This window comes from Vibrio sp. 10N.222.55.C6 (assembly GCF_041473395.1).
Classification (GTDB): Bacteria; Pseudomonadota; Gammaproteobacteria; order Enterobacterales; family Vibrionaceae; genus Vibrio; species Vibrio crassostreae_C.
Genome location: NZ_JBFRSD010001236.1, coordinates 1 through 269, shown reverse-complemented (window position 1 = coordinate 269; position 269 = coordinate 1). Strand labels below are relative to the sequence as shown.

Sequence of the window (269 nt, the reverse complement as noted above, 5' to 3'; positions counted from 1 at the left end):
CTTCTAAAGATTACTTTCTTGAAATGCCTACCCCTGAAGATGGATCACTTGATGACTTCTCAGTTACAGATCTAAATTTTGATAATGGTGGTGCTATAACTGAAGTAAATTGGAGCAATGTTGGGCAAGTTAATGTAGTTATCAATGATCCTAGCTTTGATTGTTCTGAAATTGAAGGGTGTCCTATTTATGAACAGCCTGATTCCGCAAGTTCGGGGTTGGTTGGTAGCTTTGTTGTCAAATCTAAACCTTATGAGTTTGCTGTATGT

Annotated in this window: 1 protein-coding gene; it reads left to right on the top strand. The window is 37.5% G+C overall.

Annotation, left to right across the window (positions count from 1 at the left end; genetic code table 11):
* The coding region (locus AB4486_RS28345) for a hypothetical protein (RefSeq protein WP_372120159.1) at nucleotides 1–269 on the top strand (269 nt) is incomplete at both ends.